At 61.4% G+C, this 365-nt stretch carries 1 protein-coding gene; it reads right to left on the bottom strand.

Going from position 1 to position 365, the window contains the following annotated elements; all coding sequences use genetic code 11:
- Nucleotides 1-365: hypothetical protein (locus tag AC0L3U_RS38685; RefSeq protein ID WP_473365006.1), on the bottom strand; the 365-nt coding region annotated here is incomplete at both ends.

Below are 365 nucleotides of genomic sequence, written 5' to 3'. Positions count from 1 at the left end.
GGCATTATTCAACACGGGCGTTACCAAGGCGTTGACGCCGCTGAGCAACGCCACCGTGTTTGCGATCAGGCTGCCCACTGGGTTGTTGCCCACCGGTTGATAGGCGGTAATGCTCACACCCGTGAGCGCGGTGGAGAGACCACTCACCAGATTACTGGCCGGCACCGCCGCCTGATAAGCGGGCGCCAGCCCCACATTGGGCGGCGTGGCGAAGGGCGTGGTGCTGGAAAACACCAGGTTCTGCTCACTGTTGCTTCCCACAACCGGGCTTTGCACGTTGATCGCTATGCCGCCACCGGCAAACGCTACGCGAGGGTCACAACTGCCGATACCGAGGATCTTGTGGCAGGTCTTGACGCCGATAT

Source organism: Bradyrhizobium sp. Kon69 (assembly GCF_055807515.1).
The sequence above is the reverse complement of the archived record's forward strand: the minus strand, read 5'-3'. Positions and strand labels throughout refer to the sequence as shown.